The organism is Vibrio litoralis DSM 17657 (genome assembly GCF_000426765.1).
Classification (GTDB): Bacteria; Pseudomonadota; Gammaproteobacteria; order Enterobacterales; family Vibrionaceae; genus Vibrio; species Vibrio litoralis.
In genome coordinates this window covers 296,103-319,067 of record NZ_AUFZ01000017.1, presented here as the reverse complement: position 1 = coordinate 319,067, position 22,965 = coordinate 296,103, and the positions used below count along the sequence as shown (strand labels likewise).

General features: G+C 42.2%; 18 protein-coding genes. 7 read left to right on the top strand and 11 right to left on the bottom strand.

Translation table 11 applies throughout. From position 1 onward, the window contains the following. Window positions 1–24: 24 nt before the first annotated feature. The 4 genes from K358_RS0106945 to pflB all read right to left on the bottom strand — a co-directional run bounded on the left by K358_RS0106945 (window position 25) and on the right by pflB (window position 6,234). The gene (locus K358_RS0106945; RefSeq protein WP_027696143.1) at window positions 25–1,959 is read right to left on the bottom strand and encodes a PrkA family serine protein kinase; all 1,935 of its coding nucleotides are present in this window, start codon (window positions 1,957–1,959) and stop codon (window positions 25–27) included. 505 nt (window positions 1,960–2,464) lie between these two features. After that, the gene (locus K358_RS0106940) at window positions 2,465–2,965 is read right to left on the bottom strand and encodes a YfbU family protein (protein ID WP_027696142.1); all 501 of its coding nucleotides are present in this window, start codon (window positions 2,963–2,965) and stop codon (window positions 2,465–2,467) included. A gap of 81 nt (window positions 2,966–3,046) precedes the next feature. Continuing rightward, window positions 3,047–3,787, bottom strand: a complete 741-nt coding sequence (pflA, locus tag K358_RS0106935; protein ID WP_027696141.1) for a pyruvate formate lyase 1-activating protein — start codon at window positions 3,785–3,787, stop codon at window positions 3,047–3,049. A gap of 170 nt (window positions 3,788–3,957) precedes the next feature. Then, on the bottom strand, window positions 3,958–6,234 hold the full coding sequence (gene pflB, locus K358_RS0106930) for a formate C-acetyltransferase (protein WP_027696140.1): 2,277 nt from the start codon (window positions 6,232–6,234) through the stop codon (window positions 3,958–3,960). Window positions 6,235–6,918: 684 nt separating this feature from the next. Between pflB and K358_RS0106925 the strand changes: the two genes are divergently transcribed. The 4 genes from K358_RS0106925 (at window position 6,919) to K358_RS0106910 (ending at window position 10,154) form a co-directional block, all read left to right on the top strand. Continuing rightward, on the top strand, window positions 6,919–7,689 hold the full coding sequence (locus K358_RS0106925) for an ABC transporter ATP-binding protein (RefSeq protein WP_027696139.1): 771 nt from the start codon (window positions 6,919–6,921) through the stop codon (window positions 7,687–7,689). A 199-nt stretch (window positions 7,690–7,888) separates the two neighbouring features. Next, the gene (locus K358_RS0106920; protein WP_027696138.1) at window positions 7,889–8,659 is read left to right on the top strand and encodes an ABC transporter substrate-binding protein; all 771 of its coding nucleotides are present in this window, start codon (window positions 7,889–7,891) and stop codon (window positions 8,657–8,659) included. Between the two features lie 71 nt (window positions 8,660–8,730). Further along, the gene (locus tag K358_RS0106915) at window positions 8,731–9,474 is read left to right on the top strand and encodes an ABC transporter permease (RefSeq protein WP_027696137.1); all 744 of its coding nucleotides are present in this window, start codon (window positions 8,731–8,733) and stop codon (window positions 9,472–9,474) included. A 2-nt stretch (window positions 9,475–9,476) separates the two neighbouring features. Then, a complete protein-coding gene (locus K358_RS0106910) occupies window positions 9,477–10,154 on the top strand; it encodes an ABC transporter permease (protein WP_027696136.1) in 678 nt (225 codons plus the stop codon). 69 nt (window positions 10,155–10,223) lie between these two features. Here K358_RS0106910 and xthA read toward each other — a convergent pair whose 3' ends face one another. From xthA to K358_RS0106880, 6 genes are all read right to left on the bottom strand, one after another. Then, on the bottom strand, window positions 10,224–11,030 hold the full coding sequence (gene xthA / locus K358_RS0106905; RefSeq protein WP_027696135.1) for an exodeoxyribonuclease III: 807 nt from the start codon (window positions 11,028–11,030) through the stop codon (window positions 10,224–10,226). A 155-nt stretch (window positions 11,031–11,185) separates the two neighbouring features. Further along, window positions 11,186–12,346, bottom strand: coding sequence for a ribosomal protein uL16 3-hydroxylase (locus K358_RS0106900; RefSeq protein ID WP_027696134.1), 1,161 nt, complete (start codon window positions 12,344–12,346; stop codon window positions 11,186–11,188). Window positions 12,347–12,619: 273 nt separating this feature from the next. Then, window positions 12,620–13,993: an adenylosuccinate lyase gene (purB, locus tag K358_RS0106895; RefSeq protein ID WP_027696133.1), complete on the bottom strand. Its 1,374-nt coding sequence runs from the start codon at window positions 13,991–13,993 to the stop codon at window positions 12,620–12,622. Window positions 13,994–14,074: 81 nt separating this feature from the next. Further along, window positions 14,075–14,692 carry a high frequency lysogenization protein HflD gene (gene hflD / locus K358_RS0106890; protein ID WP_027696132.1) on the bottom strand — a complete coding sequence of 206 codons (618 nt, stop codon included), beginning with the start codon at window positions 14,690–14,692 and terminating at the stop codon, window positions 14,075–14,077. Window positions 14,693–14,784: 92 nt separating this feature from the next. Then, window positions 14,785–15,927, bottom strand: a complete 1,143-nt coding sequence (gene mnmA / locus K358_RS0106885; RefSeq protein ID WP_027696131.1) for a tRNA 2-thiouridine(34) synthase MnmA — start codon at window positions 15,925–15,927, stop codon at window positions 14,785–14,787. 102 nt (window positions 15,928–16,029) lie between these two features. Beyond that, window positions 16,030–16,728 (bottom strand): rRNA large subunit pseudouridine synthase E, encoded by a 699-nt coding sequence (locus tag K358_RS0106880; RefSeq protein ID WP_027696130.1) that lies wholly within the window; start codon window positions 16,726–16,728, stop codon window positions 16,030–16,032. A gap of 397 nt (window positions 16,729–17,125) precedes the next feature. Here K358_RS0106880 and K358_RS0106875 point away from each other — a divergent pair, with 397 nt between their 5' ends. Next, window positions 17,126–19,357 (top strand): NADP-dependent isocitrate dehydrogenase, encoded by a 2,232-nt coding sequence (locus K358_RS0106875; RefSeq protein WP_027696129.1) that lies wholly within the window; start codon window positions 17,126–17,128, stop codon window positions 19,355–19,357. Window positions 19,358–19,586: 229 nt separating this feature from the next. Here K358_RS0106875 and cspD read toward each other — a convergent pair whose 3' ends face one another. Beyond that, on the bottom strand, window positions 19,587–19,808 hold the full coding sequence (gene cspD, locus K358_RS0106870; protein ID WP_027696128.1) for a cold shock domain-containing protein CspD: 222 nt from the start codon (window positions 19,806–19,808) through the stop codon (window positions 19,587–19,589). A gap of 352 nt (window positions 19,809–20,160) precedes the next feature. On the opposite strand from cspD, the gene clpS reads away from it, so the two are divergent. Next, entirely contained in the window at window positions 20,161–20,481 is a 321-nt protein-coding gene (gene clpS / locus K358_RS0106865) for an ATP-dependent Clp protease adapter ClpS (RefSeq protein WP_027696127.1), read from the top strand. 85 nt (window positions 20,482–20,566) lie between these two features. Beyond that, window positions 20,567–22,834, top strand: coding sequence for an ATP-dependent Clp protease ATP-binding subunit ClpA (gene clpA, locus K358_RS0106860; protein WP_027696126.1), 2,268 nt, complete (start codon window positions 20,567–20,569; stop codon window positions 22,832–22,834). The last annotated feature ends 131 nt before the right edge of the window (window positions 22,835–22,965 follow it).

The following is a 22,965-nucleotide window of genomic DNA, read 5'->3' as shown; positions in this document are numbered from 1 at the left end:
AGCCAATGCTAAATGCTGGTTCAGTTATGAGGACTTACGCACGCGTAAATACCACTCAGCTAGTAAACGAACTTGTTTCTTGGTGTAGCCTTTCTCCATCATACGGGCAACAAAGTTATCGTGTTTTTTCTGATCATCGGTGGAGGTTTTCGCGTTAAATGAAATAACAGGAAGCAGCTCTTCGGTGTTCGAGAACATTTTCTTCTCAATCACAGTGCGAAGTTTTTCATAGCTGGTCCAAACTGGGTTATCGCCGTTATTGTTGGCGCGAGCACGTAAGACAAAATTAACGATTTCATTACGGAAATCTTTTGGATTACTAATACCAGCGGTTTTTTCTATTTTTTCCAACTCATCGTTTAGCGCAGAACGGTCAAATAGCTGCCCAGTTTCAGGATCTCGATATTCTTGGTCTTGAATCCAAAAGTCGGCATAGGTGACATAACGGTCAAAGATGTTTTGTCCGTATTCCGAGTAGGACTCTAAATAAGCCGTTTGAATTTCTTTACCAATGAACTCGACATATTTAGGGACTAGGTAGCCTTTTAAGAACTCAAGGTAGCGATCGGCGGTTTCTTGCGGGAACTGCTCACGTTCAACTTGCTGCTCGATGACATAGAATAAGTGAACGGGGTTGGCGGCTACTTCAGTTTGGTCGAAGTTAAACACGCGCGATAAAATCTTAAATGCAAAACGGGTCGATAGCCCAGACATGCCTTCGTCTACGCCCGCATAGTCACGGTATTCTTGGTAGCTTTTAGCTTTTGGATCGGTGTCTTTGAGGGTTTCACCATCATAGACGCGCATTTTGGAGAATACCGATGAGTTTTCTGGCTCTTTCAGGCGAGATAGAATACTGAATTGCGACAATATCTCTAAGGTACTCGGTGAGCATGGTGCTTGTGATAGTTCACTGTTGAGTAGTAGTTTTTTATAGATTTTAATCTCTTCAGACACACGTAAACAGTACGGCACTTTGACAATATAAACACGGTCGAGGAAAGCCTCATTGTTCTTATTATTGCGGAAGGTTTTCCACTCAGATTCATTGGAGTGCGCGAGGATCATACCGTCAAAGGGTAGTGCTGATAGCCCCTCTGTACCGTTATAGTTACCTTCCTGTGTCGCAGTCAGTAGGGGATGCAAGACCTTAATCGGCGCTTTAAACATCTCAACAAATTCCATTACCCCTTGGTTAGCTTTACAGAGTGCGCCTGAGTAGCTGTAGGCATCAGGATCATCTTGTGAATAATGCTCTAATTTACGAATATCAACCTTACCTACCAGTGAAGAGATATCTTGGTTGTTTTCATCACCTGGCTCGGTTTTAGCAATAGCGACTTGATTCAAAATAGAAGGGCGAACTTTAACGACTTTAAACTTAGTAATGTCGCCTCCGAACTCCTGTAAGCGTTTTGCTGCCCAAGGTGACATGATTGAACGTAAGTAGCGTTGATCGATGCCGTATTCGCTTTTTAGTAGCTCTCCGTCCTCATCGACATTAAATAAGCAGAATGGGTGATCGTTAACTGGGCTACGAACGCCATTGGCAGAAAGTACATAAATTGGCATTTGTTGCATTAATGCTTTCAGTTTCTCGGCTAACGAAGATTTACCGCCGCCCACTGGGCCGAGTAAGTAGAGAATTTGTTTACGTTCTTCCAAGCCTTGTGCGGCATGTTTGAGGTAAGAAACGATTTGCTCAATCGCTTCTTCCATGCCGTAGAAGTGCTCGAACGTTTTATAACGAGCAATGACTCGGTTGGAGAAAATTCGGCTTAATCTTGGCTCTTTCGACGTGTCTATAATCTCTGGTTCACCTATCGCGAGTAGCAGCCGTTCTGCTGCATTCGCATAAGCACTTTTGTCCTTTTGGCACAACGAAAGGAAGTCTTGGAGAGAAAGTTCTTCATCTTTAGAAGCTTCATAGCGTGATTGGTAGTGGTCAAAAATACTCATAGCGAATCCCCTTGAATATATTGAATGGTGAAATGTGCACACCCTATTATTAAGACTAGACTCGATTTTTTATTCTGCTTAATAATTATACCCAAGTGACGTCAAGATGCAGAATTCAGAGCTATCATCCAAACCTTTAGGCAAGGAAGATTGGCGAAGGAATGTAGGTACCTTTCAAACCAATCTGACGCTGTATAAAGGTTTGAATGAAGCTCCCAAAGGGCAAGTTAAAACAAGCTTTATGCGGCGTTAAATGGAACAGAAATAGAGTAACTATGATCATGTTCAATTTGCCTTGCCTAAAGCTTGTTTTATTCTTGCTGAAACTCGCATCTTGACGTTACTTGGGTATATAACCTTATTTGTGTAAGCATTTGCGGCTTATCACGCATAGGGAAGGTAGGAATAGGTGAGGGGGAATTGACAAAAAGAAAAGGCGATATCTTAAAATATCGCCTTTAGTCCATTCTTATGATGTTCGAGAAATATAAAAATGTATAAGAAATTATGCGTTAAAGATTTGGGTAAGCTCTGTCGCCGATAGGTGGTATTGACGAGGGCAGTTACGCCATGTGCTAATCATGCGGCGATATTTGTCTAACATCGGCATTTGAGCATTGAAGTGGTGATCGCCTTTATCAAACTGAGGATACAAACCTTCAGAATCGGTTAGGAAGCGAACATAGTTTACTGCTTGATGCTCAGTGGCAATATCGAAGCCTAGGAATTGTAAACGACGTTGGTCAACGTTGGCTTTATCTTCATCAGAAAGCATGTTATTTGACTCTTGCATTGCATGATACATTTCCATGATATCGATAATTTCGCGGCAAGTTTCTTCTTCCATGCGGCCAAAGTTTTTATCCAACTCACGCATTTGTAAGCCGTAGCCACGCTCTACGATAGTTTGTAGGCGCTTATATTTCTCTGCGTTATTTGGCTCTAGTTGAGCCATTAAATTGTATTGGTTTGATAAGATCAAACGCTGCGCGTTAGTCATTTCCATGGTGAGCCTCTATAAATTTAATTGAATTCGTTTAGCTTACTTTTCGTTTAGCTTACTTATAGCGTGATAGGTGGATGAAAATTAATACATCACGTTATCGTTATATTTGCTGAGTATTGCGACTACTTTTTCCATCGTTTCTTTTGATGGAGGCTCAACACCTTCAAGTGGGTAGTCATGCCCTAATGCTTCCCATTTGTGTGCACCAAGCTTGTGGTATGGAAGCAGTTCAATTTTCTCAATGTTGTCCATATCTTTGATGAATTCGCCTAGCATTTCAGCGGCTTCGAGATCGTCGGTGTAACCTGGAACGATCACGTAACGCAGCCAAGTTTTCTGGCCAATTTTATGCAGATAACGAGCAAAGTCTAAAGTGCGTCGATTTGATACTCCAATGAAATCATGGTGAATCTCATCTTTCATGTGCTTGATATCGAGCATAACAAGGTCTGTCGCATCAAGAACTTCATCAATAATGTCAGTATGTTTGCGAATATAGCCATTAGTATCTAGGCAAGTATGAATGCCTTCGGCTTGTGCTGCGCGAAATAAGTCTCGCACAAATTCAGGTTGTAGCATCGCTTCGCCGCCGGAACAAGTGATACCGCCGCCTGATGCATTCATAAAATGACGATAAGATTTCGCTTCAGTAATAATCTCTTCTACTGTCACCTCTTTGCCGCCATGGGTATCCCATGTATCACGGTTATGGCAATACATACAACGCATTAAACAGCCTTGCATGAATACGATGAAACGAATACCTGGGCCATCAACTGTGCCACAAGATTCATAAGAGTGAATACGACCGAGAGTAGACATAGGAAAATCCCTTAGCTTTATAATGCTTTTATTTTATTACAAAAGATAAGGTTAACCTAGTAGAAGCACGAGTTTTTTGTAGAGAGTTTGTGAGTAAATTAGAGGCTAGACAAACAAAAGCCCCACTCAAGAGAGCGGGGCTTAGTCATTATTCTGAAAGCTCTAAAAGATTATAGAGATTCAGTAAATGTACGTGCGATTACGTCTTGTTGCTGTTCAGTAGTCAGAGAGTTGAATCGTACAGCGTATCCAGAAACACGGATAGTTAGCTGAGGATATTTCTCTGGGTGCTTAACGGCGTCTTCTAGGGTTTCGCGGTTAAGAACGTTGACATTTAGATGTTGACCACCTTCAAGGCCTGCTTCATGGTGGAAGTAACCATCCATTAGGCCAGCAAGGTTTGCTTTCTTAGCATCGTCAGTCTTACCTAGTGCGTTAGGTACGATAGAGAATGTGTAAGAGATACCATCTTGTGCATCAGCAAACGGTAGTTTCGCTACTGAAGTTAGAGATGCTACAGCACCTTTCTCATCGCGACCGTGCATTGGGTTAGCACCTGGAGCGAATGGAGTACCAGCACGACGACCATCTGGAGTATTACCAGTCTTCTTACCGTATACCACGTTTGACGTGATAGTAAGAATTGACTGAGTAGGGATAGCGTCACGGTAAGTCTTAAGCTTACGGATTTTGCCCATGAATACAGAAACAAGTTCACATGCGATGTCATCTACGCGTGAGTCGTTGTTACCAAATTTAGGGTAATCGCCTTCGATTTCAAAATCGATCGCTAGACCGTCTTCGTCACGGATTGGCTTAACTTTCGCATACTTGATTGCAGATAGTGAGTCAGCTGCAACAGATAGCCCCGCAATACCACAAGCCATTGTACGACGGACATCACGGTCATGAAGAGCCATTAGAGACGCTTCGTAGCTGTATTTATCGTGCATGTAGTGGATAGCGTTCAATGCTGTTACGTATTGTTTGGCTAACCAATCCATGAAGTGGTCCATTTTGTCCCACAACTCGTTGTAATCTAGGTATTCACCTTCGATTTTGTCCATTTTTGGACCAACTTGGATTTTCAATTTCTCATCCACACCACCGTTGATGGTGTAAAGCATCGTTTTTGCTAAGTTAGCACGAGCACCGAAGAACTGCATTTGCTTACCAACAACCATCGGAGATACACAACAAGCAATTGCGTAGTCATCAGATTGTAGGTCAGGACGCATTAGGTCATCATTTTCGTACTGGATAGAAGAAGTATCGATAGACACTTTGGCACAGAAGTGCTTAAAGCCAACAGGTAGTTGCTCAGACCAAAGAACAGTGATGTTTGGCTCTGGGCTTGGACCCATAGTGTATAGGCTGTTTAGGAAACGGAAGTTAGTACGTGTAACGAGTGTACGTCCGTCAAGACCCATACCACCCATTGATTCTGTTGCCCAGATCGGGTCACCAGAGAACAACTCATCGTATTCAGGAGTACGTAGGAAACGAACCATACGTAGCTTCATTACGAAGTGGTCAATCATTTCTTGCGCTTGTTCTTCAGTGATGCGACCTGCCGCGATATCACGTTCGATGAAGATATCTAGGAAGGTTGAAGTACGACCAAGAGACATTGCCGCGCCGTTTTGAGATTTAACAGCCGCTAGGTAACCGAAGTAAGTCCATTGAATAGCTTCTTGTGCTGTTTCAGCAGGGCGAGAGATGTCACAACCGTATTTAGCAGCCATTTCTTTGATTTGACCTAGTGCTCGATGTTGTTCTGCAATTTCTTCACGAAGTTGCATCGTTGCTGTTAGGTCTTCGCCATTTTCAAAACGTTCTTGTAGAGACGTGAATTGAGCGAATTTGTCTTTCATCAAGTAGTCGATACCGTATAGCGCTACGCGACGGTAGTCACCAATGATACGACCACGGCCGTAAGCATCAGGAAGACCAGTCAATACGCCAGACTTACGACATTTCATGATATCTGGTGTGTAGATATCGAAAACACCTTGGTTGTGTGTTTTACGTAGCTCTGAGTAGATTTTAGATACTTGAGGATCTAACGTGCGACCGTAAGCTTTACAAGAACCTTCAACCATGCGAATACCACCGTTAGGGATGATAGCACGCTTAAGTGGCGCTTCAGTTTGAAGACCAACAATCGTTTCAAGATCTTTGTTGATGTAACCTGCATCGTGAGCCGTGATGGTAGAAATAACAGAAGTATCAAAATCTAGAGGAGCAAGAGTTTTGTTCTCAATTTTGATACCTTCCATTACTTGAGCCCAAAGCTTGTTAGTGGCTTCAGTACCCTCAGAAACTAGGAAAGATTCATCACCTTCATATGGTGTGTAGTTCTTTTGAATGAAATCACGAACGTTTACTTCATTTTGCCAATCACCCTCAGCAAAACCTTCCCAAGCTTTAGCAAATTGCTCTGCCATGACATACCTACCTTTTTAGTAGAAAAAATACATACTGTTGCAAGTGGCTACTTTCATAACTGCTTGCGGCCCGAAGGTTACAGTACACTCTGATTAATAATACTGATGGGCTAGATCTAACCCATTAGTATTAGTATTTAAAGCTGCTGTATCGTAACGCTGAGCACCCTAAAATACAAAGAAAATAACCATAATTAATCTAGTGTAATTCTAGAACATTTCAGCCAGATAAAGCCTAGTTTGTTCTAATAAAATCGCAAGGGTTTGTTATTGCGTTTTTAGCTTCAACATTGGCGATTGATTTGTTATTTACTGTTCACAAACGTTAACAATACATAAGTCACTCAGTGTTGATCTCGATCACTTTATGGCAACAATTTGGCCTAAATTAAAAAAAATTTTATAAATTATACAGAATTTGTTGAATTGTTTATCAGATTGGAATATTGACCGACGGGGTTATGCGACCGATTACTTTTTTGTTGATATTTTAATCAATTAGCAGGATGGCGAGCATATTTAGTTGATGTAAGTGGAAATGCCTATATTATGCATAACAATTCAAAATAAACGTCTACAGTAAGACTTTTAAGCAATTTGCTTTGTTTGCAAGCCTTAATCAGTGGTGTTAGGTTATCCTGACCATCAGGAAGATGTGTATCAATAATAAGGGAGTAGTAGCGCATGACGGATGTACCCGCGCTAAACATCAAAGACTTACACAAGACCTTTGGCCACAATGAAGTACTAAAAGGCATTTCATTATCGGCAAATAAAGGGGATGTGATCTCTATCATCGGATCGTCCGGATCGGGTAAGAGTACTTTTCTTCGTTGTATCAATTTGTTAGAGACGCCGACTTCGGGAGAAGTTTGGGTGGATGGCGAATTGATTCAAATGAAAACTAATCGCAAAAACGAAGTTTCACCTGCCAACGATAAACAAGTTCAAAGAATTCGATCTCGCCTTGCCATGGTATTTCAAGGTTTTAACCTGTGGTCACATTTAACTGTGCTAGAAAATGTGATCGAAGCTCCAGTTCACGTATTAGGTGTACCTAAAGCTCAAGCGATTGAAAATGCAGAATTGCTGCTTAAAAAAGTGGGCTTGTATGATCGCAAAGATTACTACCCAGGCCACCTTTCTGGTGGTCAGCAACAACGTGCCGCGATAGCCAGAGCGTTAGCGGTTGATCCTGAAGTCATGCTATTTGATGAACCAACGTCGGCACTTGACCCAGAACTAGTCGGCGAAGTGTTAGGGGTAATGCGAGATTTGGCAGAAGAGGGGCGCACTATGTTGGTAGTGACTCACGAAATGGCCTTTGCCCGTGATGTATCAAGCCATGTGATGTTTCTTCACCAAGGAAAGGTGGAGGAACAAGGCGCTCCCGAAAAACTGTTTAATAATCCTGAATCGGAACGCTTTAAGCAGTTTATATCTTCGGTGTATTAAGCTCATCATTATCAGAAATCAATTAAAAGAATTCAGCAACAGATATGGTTTTTACAGATTCAGTTTTGTAACAGATTCATAGCTAAGTCCGCTGATATAAACTTTGTACCCTCACATTGTACTTAAAAACGTTTAAGGGTATGAAGCAAACAACAAGAAAACACAACATAACAAAAGTCATAATCACAGGAGTATGGATATGAAAAAGTGGTTTTTAGCAGCAACAATTGCGGCTACAGCTTTATCTGGGGTGGCTCAAGCCAAGGATTGGAAAACAGTACGCTTTGCAACTGAAGGTGCTTACCCTCCGTTTAACTACACGCAAGCCGATGGCACTCTAGCCGGCTTCGACATTGATCTGGCTAATGCTCTATGTAAAGAGATGGAAGCAAAATGTCAGATCATCGCTCAAGATTGGGATGGCATTATTCCTGCTCTACTTGCTCGTAAATACGATGCGATCATTGCTGGTATGTCGATTACCGAAGAGCGTAAAAAGAAAGTTGCCTTTACTCATAAGTACGCTTTGATCCCGAATAAATTTATTGCCAAAGAAGGTGCGGATATTCAGTTCACCAAGGAAGGCTTAAAAGGCGTGAAAATCGGTGTTCAACGTTCAACTACTCATGACCAATACATTGAAGACAACTACAAAGATATTGTTGATGTTTCACGTTACGGTACGTTTGATGAAGCCTACCTTGATTTAGAAGGTGGTCGTATTGATGCCGTATTTGGTGATGCGTCAGCACTGAAAAGTGGCATGCTAGATAAAAAAGAGGGCTATGAATTTACCGGTCCATCTTTAACTGATGAACAGTGGTTTGGCGATGGTTTCGGTATTGCGGTTCGCAAGCAAGATAAAGACTTAGCGAAGAAGTTGGATAAAGCAATAGACTCACTACGTGAAAAAGGTATTTATCAGGAAATTGCTGCTAAGTACTTTGAGTATGATGTTTATGGCGAATAAGCCATTTTAAAATTAGAGGCAGTACCAGCTTGAATGAAACGGGCTGCCTCCTACTAAATTAGACCTTTATGATGTTAGATTTTTTACAAGGTTACGAACAAACCATCTTACAAGGCGCTTTGGTTACGATTGAAGTGGCGTTGTTATCTTTGGTTGTTGCTGTGTTACTCGGCATTTTAGGCGCATTAGCGAAACTTTCTCCTTATCGCTGGGCTCGTGTGATCGCGACGACCTATACCACCATTATTCGCGGCATACCTGATCTCGTGTTGATGATGCTTATTTTCTTCGGTGGTCAGATTTTATTAAACAACTCTCTCTACTCATTGAATGAGCAAATTAATAGCTGGATGACCAGTTATAATGCAAGCCATGAGTGGACAGCTTATCTTCCCGATTATATTGATGTCAGCCCATTTACGGCAGGCGTACTGACCATTGGTTTTATCTTTGGCGCTTATATGGCGGAAACTTTCCGCGGTGCAATTATGGCGGTGGATAAAGGGGAGTTAGAAGCGGCCAAAGCCTATGGTATGAGTAGTGTAATGTCTTTTCGCCGTATTCTATTACCACAGATGGTTCGTCATGCCATTCCGGGGTTTGGTAATAATTGGCTGGTTCTACTTAAGACCACAGCGTTGGTGTCTATTATTGGACTAGATGACATGGTACGCGTTGGGGCACTGGCTGCCGGCTCGACTAAGATGCCATTTACCTTTTATATGACGGTATCGGTTATCTTCTTATTTTTTACTAGCGTTTCTATTGGCCTGCTTAGGTTGCTAGAGCGTAAATACACATTACATACGAGGTAAGCATGGATTTTTCAGTCATTATTGACAGCTTGCCTTTATATTTTGAAGGCTTATGGACCACGTTTTGGTTGGTCGGTTTAGCATTAATTATTGGGTTAGTGATTGCGATCCCTGCCGGTATTGCTCGAACAAGCAAAAATTATTTTATTAACTTTCCGGTATGGTGTTATAGCTACTTTTTCCGAGGCACGCCGTTACTGGTTCAGCTGTATTTGATCTACTACGGTAGCAACCAGTTTATGCAAGTGCGAGATACGCTGTGGGAGCATGCTTGGTTTTGTGCTTTGGTTGCCTTTGTACTGAATACTGGAGCATACACCGCAGAAATTTTTGCTGGCGCAATTAAAGGGCTTGATAAAGGTGAGATTGAAGCGGGGAAAGCGTACGGTATGTCTACATGGAAAATATATCGTCGAATTATCTTACCAAGTGCATTGCGTCGAGCACTACCTGCTTATAGTAATGAAGTGATCTTTATGCTACATGGTTCCGCTGTGGCCGGTATCGTTACGGTAATGGATATTACGGGTGTGGCACGTTTGGTGAACTCACGTACTTACGCACCATTTGAAGCTTTCTTTACCGCGGGTATTTTCTACATGATTTTGAGTATGTCGATTATCTACGCTTTCAAGGTAATGGAAAAACGACTATTGGCTTATGCAAGACCATTAAGTTAACGAGTTACAGTATTGCGATAAAATAAACGCCGTTAGTGGAGTACTAACGGCGTTTTATTTTGTGTGAGATTACTTGAATTCAGACCAAATAGGCGCGTGATCGGATGGTTTTTCAATACCACGTAATTCATAATCAATGCCCGCATCAATACATTTAGCGGCAAGAGATGGTGTGGCTAAAATCACATCAATACGTAGACCACGGTTATCATCAAAGCCACGAGAGCGATAATCGAACCATGAGTACTGATTATCAACAGTAGGGTGAAGATTACGGAAGGTATCTTCAAATCCCCAATCAAGCAGGGTTTTTAACCATTGACGTTCTTCTGGTTGGAAAGAACATTTGCCGGTTTTTAGCCAACGTTTTGCGTTTGGTTCACCGATACCAATATCCAGATCAATCGGACTAATATTAATATCACCCATTACAATCACTTGTTCATCGCTGTTGTGATGAGTATTTAAGTGCGTCATCAGGTCTTTATAAAATTGGCGCTTGTATGGAAACTTAGTCTCATGGTTAATGTTGTCACCTTGTGGGAAGTAACCATTCATTACGGTAGTCTTCTGGCCACTTTCATCTTCAAACGTTGCCATAATCATACGCTTTTGATGTTCTTCAGTATCAGTTGAAAAGCCTTTTTGTACCGAGATAGGCTCTTGCTTACACAACATGGCAACGCCGTAATGGGCTTTTTGACCGTGGAAGTAAACGTGGTATCCCATGGCTTCTACATCGGCAAGTGGGAAAGCTTCATCATGTACTTTGATTTCTTGTAGGCCAATCACATCTGGCTGATGCTTATCGATAATGGCTTGTAGTTGATGAAGACGCGCGCGTAGGCCGTTTATATTAAATGAGATGACTTTCATTGGAATTCACTTTCCTTATTTGAGTTTGTGCCATCTTAATGGCTTAGCTCTAAAAGTAAAAGTGGCGACACTGAGAATAATCAGAGTCGCCACTTAGATGATGATTTGTTAGGCACTAGTGATTAGTTTTAGTGAGACTAGTGCTAACAAAGATGTTACTCGTAGAACCAGTAACCTTTATTAATCAACTCAGTTAATAGCGTAATTGCCGCAGGGATGCTAGTCAGTGATGACAGCGTTTGTGCTTCGATATCATCGTAGTCACATAATATGTAGGCTAAAGGCTCTAAGCCCGCTTCAAGCTCAAACACTTCACCATTGATGAATAAAGTATTTGGGTTGGTTTCATGATAGTTCGCACGTAAGCCAGCAACTTTATATAACGGTTGTTCAGTTTGGATGTGCTGCATCACATCATCCATAGTGAGAGGCTCTTCCGGTACGATGATGTTTAGCTGATGACGCGATTGGCTCAACATGCAACCTAAGAAATCTTCAATTCTCGCGGGATCTTCAAAGGCTTTTTTCAACATGCCTGTGAGTAACTGCGTATCGGTCGTTTGGATCATACCAGAACCCGATTGCGTTTTTTGCTCTGGGTTGTGTAAGTGAGCATCCCCAATATCGTGCGCTAAAATGTAATCAGCAAAGTTGCTTAATAGCTCTTGTTCTTTTGGTGAGCGGAAGCCGACAGAGTAGCTCATTGATGGTTCTAGTGCGTAACCATCATGTGGAAAGCCTGGTGGAATATATAAGATATCGCCCGGTTCAAGTACTTCATCAATGATCGCATCGAAACTTTTGATTTGACGTAGAGCTTGTGCTTGGATCACTTCTTCATATTGACCTTCATCTTTCGCTCCGACACGCCAATGACGCTTACCTAGACCCTGGCAGATGAATACATCATATTGATCGATATGTGGACCTACGCCGCCATTTTCGACCGCAAAGCTGATCATCAGGTCATCAAATAACCAACCCGGCATCGCTTTGAATGGTTCAACTAATTGCGCCGCTTCTGGGTGCCAATGGTTTGCCGCTTGCACGATCAAAGACCAATGGCTTTCTGGCAGTTGAGCGAATTTATCTTCACCAAACGGACCATGTTCAGCGGCCCATTGTTTGTCTTTGTTCGACACAAAACGTGAATCAATGACTTCTTCCATAGAAAGTCCGGCTAGCTCGTCAGGAGTCAGCGGATCGACGAAGCCATTTTCTGGAGAACCGGTAAATAGGCCACCTTTAATGATGGTTGGTTTTTTTTGCCAATACTCGGCTAAGAATTCTTCTAGAGAAAAAGAAAGTTGATACATGCGGTGCCTACCGTTGGGTTGAAACGAAACAGGGCGCAGAGTGTAACAGAAAGCACAGATTAAAGGGAAATGCAGTGGATAGGGGAGAATTGATAGCAAAAGAAAAGGGCCAGCCGAAGCTAACCCTTGAGGCGTCATCCTGAATAACGACGAAGGAGTGTAGTTCAGGATCTCCTAAAGCTATCGACTTCACAGCTTAACGTAGGAGATTCCAAACAGTTCGTTCCTCACTTTTGGAATGACGAATGTTGTTTTTCGTGTAACGAGAGTCGACTATTTCAACAAATCCGTCAATTTAACCGCATCACCGATGTAGTTAGCTGGTGTCATTTGTTTTAGGCGCTCTTTTTCATCCGCAGGGATTTCAAGACCATCAATAAATGCACGCATGCCTTCGCCGTCTACACGCTTACCACGAGTCAATTCCTTTAGTTTCTCGTATGGTTTTTCGATGCCGTAACGACGCATAACTGTTTGTACTGGTTCAGCCAATACTTCCCAGTTTTTGTCTAGTTCAGCTTCTAGTGCTGCTTGGTTAACTTCAAGCTTGCTGATACCACGCATTACTGAAGAATAAGCAATCATTGCATAACCACAACCCACACCAAGGTTACGAAGAACCGTTGAGTCAGTTAGGTCACGCTGCCAGCGAGAGATAGGCAATTTTTGTGCAAGATGACCAAAGATAGCATTGGCTAAGCCTAAGTTACCTTCCGAGTTTTCAAAGTCGATAGGGTTCACTTTATGCGGCATGGTTGAAGAACCAATTTCGCCAGCAATGGTTTTTTGCTTAAAGTGGCCTAGTGCAATGTAGCCCCAAATGTCACGATCGAAGTCGATTAAAATGGTGTTGAAACGCGCAATCGCATCGAATAATTCTGCAATGTAGTCATGCGGTTCGATTTGCGTTGTGTACGGGTTCCAATCTACGTCAAGTGACTTAGTGATGAACTCTTCACTGAATGCATGCCAATCTAGCTCAGGGTAAGCAGAAAGGTGAGCGTTGTAGTTACCGACGGCACCGTTGATTTTCGCAAGAATTTCAACATTAGCGATTTGCTTATATTGACGTTCCATACGGTACGCCACATTTGCCATTTCTTTACCCATTGTTGAAGGTGAAGCTGGTTGGCCGTGGGTACGAGAAAGAAGAGGAATATCACGATATTCAACCGCTAAGCCTTTAATCGCATCAATGATTTCACGAATGGCAGGAAGAACCACTTCATCACGTGCTTCTTTAAGCATTAGAGCGTGAGATGTGTTGTTGATATCTTCAGAAGTACAAGCAAAGTGGATGAATTCGCTTACTGCGTGCAATTCAGGTAGTGCTTCTACTTTTTCTTTTAGGAAATACTCAACCGCTTTTACATCGTGGTTAGTAGTACGTTCAATCGTTTTGATGCGGTTGGCATCATCTTCGCTGAAGTTCGCCGCAATCTCGTTAAGATATTGGTTTGCTTCATCACTGAATGCAGGTACTTCTGCGATTGCAGCAGTCTCTGCAAGCTTTTGTAACCAACGAATTTCAACGATAGTGCGGTACTTTAGTAGGCCGTACTCGCTGAAGATGCTGCGTAACGCAATCGTTTTACTTCCGTAGCGGCCGTCTACCGGTGAAACAGCAGTCAATGCTGACAGTTCCATGTGTATCTCCTGAATTAAATTGAGTTAGATTGAAATGGGGTAAATAGGTTTAGCATGTCGCTTATTATTAGGTACGTGTTATTAGACGCGTGCAAGTAAGATTTTAGCTTGTTCAAGCATCTTCTTGCGACCAAACAATAAGTGACGACGTTTACCACCAACCTGGCGCCATAGCACCGCACAACGTACGCCAGCTAATAATAGGGCACGAACTTTGTGCTGGTTAGTGGTTTGTTGTAATACGGCTGGTGTGCCAGAAACTTGGATGCGCGGGCCAACAGGGCTAATCACATCGAGATAAACACTGGCAAGGTTGCTGATCATTTGGTCTTCTAATAAGTCATAATGTTCTGTTTGGCGCTCGATGGTAGTCAGGCGATCACCGAGCTGAGACATAGAGTCTGAACGAGCGTTGAGTTTGCGCTCTAGTGACATAATGCTAATGATATAGCGGGTTGCTTCGCTGCCAGTTGGAGAACCATCAATTCCGTTAATTAAAGTTTCAAGACCCAGCTTAAGGTTTGATTCATCACCAAAGACATCCAGCGTATTACTCGGATTCATATTGACGATGGTTTTTAATGTTGTTTCAAGAGCCGCAGAATCACAATGCCCGTTTCGTGCGACCTGTTGAACAAGTGCAACCGCTTGGCAGATGCCAGCAAAAGCGATGGTACGGTCATAAAGAGTGTTTGCCACGTTAACTTCTCCTAAAAACAAACTTAATTGAATTGATGCTGTTTACTATAAACGAAAGGGCCACGAAGAGCCCTTTAAATGTTAATAATCGATTAGATTCTCGCTTCAATAATACCGCCGCCTAGGCAGACATCTTGCGAGTAGAATACTGCCGATTGCCCCGGAGTCACGGCGACTTGAGGTTCATCGAAAATCACTTTGATATTGTTTTCGTCGATAGGCTCAATAGTACATGGAATATCTTGCTGGCGATAACGCGTTTTGACCGTGCAGCGTAGAGGTTCAGTCATCGTTTGACGATCAACCCAGTGTAGCTGAGAAGCAATTAACCCCGTAGATTTCAGCAGCGGATGATCGGCGCCTTGTACTGCGATAAGCACATTTCGCTTGAGATCTTTTTCAGCGACATACCATGGGTCTTCATTACCACCGCCGCCTTTTTGGCCACCAATGTGTAAGCCTTTACGTTGACCTAGGGTGTGATACATCAAGCCTTGGTGTTCGCCGATCACGTTGCCTTCTGGCGTTTCGATGTTACCTGGTTGAGCAGGTAAATAGCGCGATAAGAAATCAGTAAATTTACGCTCACCGATAAAGCAAATACCGGTTGAATCTTTTTTCTTCGCGGTGATTAAATCTTGCTCTTCCGCAATGCGGCGAACTTCTGGTTTTTCTAAATCACCGACAGGGAATAAACTTCTCGCCACTTGTTGATGGCTAAGCGTATATAAGAAATAGCTTTGATCTTTATTGCTATCTAAACCGCGAAGCATTTGCGGTAATTCACCCGCTTCGATTTGCTCAGCAGTAGGGAAAGTACGGCGAACGTAGTGACCCATTGCGATATAATCGGCATCAAGCACTTCATCAGCAAATTCTAAGAAAGCTTTAAACTTGATTTCTTTGTTACACAGAATATCAGGGTTTGGCGTACGGCCGGCTTTGTATTCTGTTAAGAAATATTCAAAAACATTGTCCCAGTATTCGGATGCAAAGTTAATGGTATGCAGTTCAATGCCTAGCTTGTCACACACAGCCTGCGCATCAGCAAGATCTTCTGCTGCTGTACAATATTCTTCGTTGTCATCTTCTTCCCAGTTTTTCATGAAAAGACCTTCAACTTGATAGCCTTGCTGTTGGAGCAAGTAAGCTGAAACGGAAGAATCGACACCGCCAGACATTCCGACGATTACTTTTTTATTAGTGTTTTCTAGCGTTTGGTTGTTATCTGACATGCAATGAATACCACAAAATTAATCTGGCTCGAATTCTAACAGAAAGTTATCACTGGTGACAGATCCGAGAGGGGGAGAAATAACGCATTGAGTGCAGTTTGCTTAAACTTTAATATGTTTGTATTCGCCTGGCTGTAAATCACCTAAAGACCAGTCACCAATTGAGTAACGAATTAGTCTTAATGTTGGAAAACCAATATGAGCCGTCATGCGTCTGACTTGGCGGTTACGACCTTCAATAATGGTAATTGCCAACCAAGTGGTCGGAATGTTAGCGCGAAAGCGAACTGGCGGATTGCGAGGCCATATTTCAGGCTCGGACATAATTGTCACTTTGGCAGGGAGTGTCATACCATCTTTGAGCTCAACACCACGGCGCAGTTGTTCTAAATCGTCTTCAGAAGGCGCTCCATCCACTTGTACCCAATACGTTTTTGGCGCTTTGGAAGTCGGCTGAGTGATTTTAGCTTGTAGAATACCATCGTTCGTTAGCACCATCAGGCCTTCACTGTCTCGATCTAGTCTGCCGGCGGCATACACATCTTTAACATCAATATAGTCAGCGAGAGTTTTTCGCTTCTCACCGTCAGTGAATTGGCTAAGTGTATCGTATGGTTTGTTAAACAAAAGGACGATGCGGTTTTCTGCGGTTACACGTGGTGAACTGTGAGTGTTTTTTTGTTTAAGGCGCTTGGTAAAACGATGAGCTGAGCTGCTTTTTCTTCCTCTTGATTTGGTCGGATCTGTTTGAAACTTATGACTCGATTGGGGCTTTTTAGAGGGAGTGTTTGAACTCGACATGTTAACTACCTTGCAAAAATGTAAACAAATTAAGAGGCTAAGTTTTAATAACTTTAGAATTGATCTAGTATGGTGCCGCTAAAAGAAGAAGATGATAGACCATTAGCTCGAATTTGTTTAATTCATTCTCGAATTTCTTACCCAAGAGAGTTCGGACGGAATGTTAAACAATATCCCTATCATTAAGTTATTGTTGAATGATTTTAACATGACATAGAAAGGGTATAAGTGAACCAAGGCAGCTGTGCTAAAAATTATCTGGTATAGCTAACATCTATTATCTACCAACATAGAGAAAGGTCGAATGCTCTGACCGTTTTCTTGAGCCACACAGCCAATCTCATCTATTAAGGCTGTTCGAAATATATAGGGAAATTCAATGCCTACCACAGATCAAATGAAAAATAAGCAGCCAACTATTATTTACACTATTACTGATGAAGCACCAGCGCTGGCAACTTACTCACTATTGCCAATCATTCGTGCTTATACCGCTTCTTCAGGTATTAATGTAGACACTCGTGACATTTCATTAGCGGGTCGTATTATTGCGAACTTTCCTGAGTACCTAACAGAAGAGCAACGAATTGGTGATGCGCTTTCTGAGTTAGGTGACCTGGCGAATACTCCAGATGCAAACATCATTAAATTACCAAATATTTCTGCTTCTATTCCTCAATTACGCGCAGCGATTAAAGAGCTTCAAGCCAAGGGATATGCATTACCTAACTATCCTGATGAGCCAAAAACAGACGAAGAGCGCGCAATTAAAGAAACTTACGACAAGATTAAGGGTAGTGCAGTAAACCCAGTTTTACGTGAAGGTAACTCGGATCGTCGTGCACCACTGTCTGTTAAGAACTATGCGAAGAAAAACCCACATTCAATGGGCGCGTGGGATGCAAATTCAGCATCGCATGTTGCAAGCATGTCTGAGCAAGATTTCTACGGTAGCGAAAAATCCATCACTATTGATGGTGCACGCAATGTACGCATTGAGCATGTAGATGCTGGTGGTTCAGTTGAAGTACTAAAAGCGCCATTTGCTCTGCAAGATAAAGAAATTATCGATGCAGCTGTGCTTAATAAAGCATCTTTAGTTGAGTTCTTTGAAAAGCAAATTGATGAGGCTAAAGAGCAAGGGATCCTGTTATCTCTACACTTGAAAGCAACCATGATGAAGGTTTCGGATCCGGTTATCTTTGGCTATGCAGTTAAAGTCTTCTATAAAGATGTATTCGCTAAATACGGTAACTTGTTTGAAGAGTTAGGCGTCGATGTGAATAACGGCATTGGCGATGTATATAGCAAGATTGAAAACCTACCCGCTGATCAAAAACAAGAAATTGAGCAAGCATTAGACGCGGTTTATGCCACTCGTCCTTCATTGGCGATGGTGGATTCTGACCGTGGTATCACCAACTTGCACGTACCAAGTGATGTGATTGTCGATGCATCAATGCCAGCAATGTTGCGTTCTTCAGGTAAAATGTGGAATAGCGATGGTCAGCTACAAGATACCAAAGCGATGATCCCCGATCGTTCATACGCAGGTGTTTATCAGGCAGTTATCGATTTCTGTAAAAAGAATGGTGCGTTTGATCCGACCACTATGGGTAGTGTTCCAAACGTAGGTTTGATGGCACAAAAAGCAGAAGAATACGGTTCACATGATAAAACCTTCGTAGCGAAAAAAGCGGGCGTTGTACGTGTAATTGACGAAAATGATACGGTTCTACTTGAGCAAGATGTTCAGGAAGGCGACTTATTCCGTATGTGTCAGGTTAAAGATGCTCCAATTCAAGATTGGGTAAAACTGGCCGTCACTCGCGCACGTGATGCAGGTGTACCGGCAGTATTCTGGTTAGATGAAAACCGTGCTCATGATGCAGAGCTGATTAAAAAGGTCAATGCTTACTTGCCACAACATGATACTGATGGTCTTGACATTAAGATTTTAGATCCAGTATCGGCAACCAACTACTCGCTTGAGCGTATCAAAGATGGTCTAGATACTATTTCGGTAACCGGTAACGTACTACGTGATTACCTAACGGATTTATTCCCAATTCTTGAGCTAGGTACATCAGCGAAAATGCTATCAATTGTTCCTCTGATGAATGGTGGTGGTTTATTTGAAACGGGCGCGGGCGGCTCTGCTCCTAAGCACGTTCAACAAGTTGAAAAAGAAAACCACTTACGCTGGGATTCTTTAGGTGAGTTCCTTGCTTTAGCGGCTTCTCTTGAGCATCTAAGTACCGTTGCCAATAATCCTAAAGCAAAAGTACTGGCTGAGACGTTAGATAAAGCGACAGGTCAATTTTTAGATGAGAATAAGTCACCGTCGCGTAAAGTCGGAGAACTTGATAACCGCGGCAGCCATTTTTACCTCGCTTTATATTGGGCGAAAGCATTGGCTGAACAGTCGAAAGATGCTGAACTTGCTCAACAGTTTGCACCTATCGCAGCCGAGCTTGCTGAAAAAGAGCAGCAGATCGTGACTGAATTAAATCAGGCGCAAGGCGTTGCGGGCGACCTCGGTGGTTATTACTTATTTGACGAAGATAAAGTAGCGGCATTGATGCGCCCTAGTGAGACACTAAACCAAGTGCTAAATGCTTTACGCTAAGTTGAAGTAGTAGAAATACATAAACGATAAAGCGCTCTAACATGGGCGCTTTTTTATGCCTGTTAAGCACGTACAATTGAATTATACTTACTTTGAGCTTGGTATTTTAGATTTAGAGGGGAGTGAGTGACACACAAAAGCCATACAAATTTATAAGATCATTTGTATGGCTTTATAGATAACCAAAAAGTCTTTGAAAAGGTATGTTACCTAGTTATCTTTGATTGGATTATTTACTTTGATCGCCTTCTAGTGGCATGACAAGGCTAGCATGAGAGCCTTTAGGACCTTTTTCAACTTCGTAGGATACTTGTTGTCCTGCTTTTAACGTTCTATACCCATCCATTTGAATTGTCGAGTAGTGAGCGAAAATATCTCCTTCTTCTCCTTCTGGACAAATGAAACCAAATCCTTTGGCATTGTTAAACCATTTAACGGTACCTGTAGCCATGCTTTACATCCCTCATGCTTTTTAACGATATAACGGTTAGTTTTTTAACCACTCTCAGAACACAATTTAGACAATCATGGCTAACAGTCAATAGTTGTTAGTGATAATTATCGGTCAAATAACAAAAATAGCGATGTGAGTTTAACTTTTGCTTAACCTTGAGTTTTCTCATTTACATCGTTTAATGGTAGTTTGAGACTAGATTGCTTCCTTTTTAAGCTGTTAGTCTGCGAGTGTAACGGAATAGCAATCTTTTATTTGCAGGGATACAATTGGTGGATTAGTCTCTAAATAAGAAGGCAGGTTGATAGGTTTGTTTTCTATCAATGTTGGTCATAAAGTAGAATTAAACATGAATAAGCAATACCAATGGACTTCACCAGATATCGATCTTCTGGAAGATGAGAAGACCAAATTGAAGCCACCGGCGATGTATCATGTGATACTTAATAATGATGATTACACCCCGATGGATTTTGTAATTGAAATACTAAGTCGTTTTTTCTCTATGGATTTGGAGAGTGCGACCCAAGTAATGTTAAAAGTGCATTTTGAGGGAAAAGCAAGTTGCGGCACATTCACGGCTGAAGTTGCTGAAACAAAAGTGATGCAAGTCACTATGTATGCTCGTGAAAATGAACATCCTTTGTTGTGTACTATGGAACAGGTGTAGTGCCTTTTATTTTGATTGGTATCACCTAGATGACTTAGGCTTTAGCTGGATATGAACATAGTAATTGTTCTTTGGGGAGGTAGCTATGCTAAATAAAGAACTGGAAATGAGCTTGAATAGCGCATTTATGCGTGCCAGAGAGAAGCGTCATGAGTTTATGACTGTTGAGCACCTTTTATTAGCGCTGCTTGATAATGATTCTGCTCATGAGGCTCTATCGGCTTGCCAAGCAGACATTGATACATTACGTCAAGAACTCGATGCTTTTATTGAGCAAACGACCCCTTTGATCCCAACCGTTGATGAAGAGCGTGAAACTCAGCCAACATTAAGCTTTCAACGAGTACTGCAACGCGCGGTATTCCATGTTCAATCTTCTGGCCGCAGTGAAGTCGCTGGGGCTAACGTACTTGTCGCGATCTTTAGTGAGCAAGAATCACACGCCGCCTACCTTCTAAAGAAAAATGATGTCAGCCGACTTGATATCGTTAATTTTATTTCGCATGGCATCCGTAAATCAGGTGATGATGCTGATGGTAGTCAAAGTGATATTACCGGTGACCAGCCGCAAGAAAATGGTTCGGAAGAGCGTCTAGATAGCTTTGCTACAAACCTAAATGAAGTTGCCAAAAAAGGACACATCGACCCTTTGATTGGTCGTGATGTTGAACTTGAGCGCACAATCCAAGTGTTATGTCGCCGTCGTAAGAATAACCCATTACTCGTCGGTGAAGCGGGTGTCGGTAAAACGGCAATAGCGGAAGGGTTAGCGTGGCGTATTGTTGAAGGTAACGTACCCGATGTTATTAAAGACAGTGTCATTTACTCATTGGATATCGGTTCGTTATTAGCGGGTACTAAATATCGCGGTGACTTTGAAAAACGTTTTAAGACTATTTTGAAGCAACTGGAAAAAGAGAAAGATACCATTCTCTTTATTGATGAAATTCATACCATTATCGGCGCAGGAGCTGCTTCTGGTGGGCAGGTCGATGCAGCTAACCTTATTAAACCATTACTAAGTAACGGTAAATTACGCTGCATTGGTTCAACAACTTATCAGGAATACAGCAGTATTTTTGAGAAAGAGCGAGCGCTGGCTCGACGTTTCCAAAAAATTGATATCTTAGAGCCTTCCATTGACGATACGACGAAAATTCTTATCGGCCTTAAGAGCAAATATGAAGAGCATCATCAGGTTCGTTTTAGCAATAAAGCGTTACGTGCTGCTGTGGAGCTTTCTGCTAAATATATTAATGAACGTCATCTGCCGGATAAAGCAATTGATGTTATTGATGAAGCGGGTGCACATTGTCGACTAGCGCCTGTGAGTAAACGTAAGAAAACCGTTAATGTTGCAGATATTGAAGCTATTGTAGCCAAGATTGCTCGGATCCCCGAAAAATCAGTCTCTTCTTCAGACAAAGAAGTACTGTCGCGCCTAGATAGCCGACTGAAGCTATTGGTATTTGGACAAGATCCAGCGATTGAAGTGTTATGTGAGGCGATTAAGTTAACTCGCGCTGGTTTAGGCCAGGATAATAAACCGGTTGGATCTTTCTTATTTGCAGGCCCAACAGGGGTCGGTAAAACGGAAGTAACGGTGCAATTATCTAAGCTACTTGGGGTTGAACTACTACGCTTTGATATGTCGGAGTACGGTGAACGTCATTCTGTTAGCCGTTTGATCGGTGCGCCTCCGGGTTATGTTGGTTATGACCAAGGTGGCCTGTTGACGGATGCGGTGATTAAACATCCTCATTCAGTTGTCTTACTTGATGAAATTGAAAAAGCGCATGGCGATATCTTCAACTTGTTATTGCAAGTGATGGATAACGGTACACTGACCGATAACAATGGTCGTAAGGCTGATTTCAGAAATGTTATCTTGGTAATGACAACCAATGCGGGTGTTCAAGAGACAGAGAAACAATCTATGGGCTTGATTCAGCAAGATAATAGCCATGATGCGATGGCTGAAATCAAGAAAGTCTTTACGCCAGAGTTCAGAAACCGTTTGGATAATATCATTTGGTTTAATAGCTTAAGTGAAGAGATGATTCATCAGGTGGTGGATAAGTTTATTGTTGAATTACAAGCGCAACTTGATGGCCGTGGAGTTTCAATGGAAGTGTCGGAAGAAGCTCGTCATTGGTTAGCCAAAAAAGGCTACGATAAAACCATGGGAGCAAGACCTATGGGACGTGTCATTCAGGACAAATTGAAAAAACCACTGGCAAATGAATTGTTGTTTGGCTCTTTAGTTGATGGCGGGACAGTAAAAGTTACGCTAAATCGCAATGGTGAAGAACTGGAATTCACTTACTTAAATCAAGAAGAAGCTGTTCATTAATCTCGTATGAGATGACTGCTTGAACATATGAGTGACGTTGAAAGCTCTTACCTGAAAAGGTAGGGGCTTTTTTGTGGCTCCTGTTCTGAAAGGGAAACTGAAGGTATAAAAAAACCGAAGCCTAAGCCTCG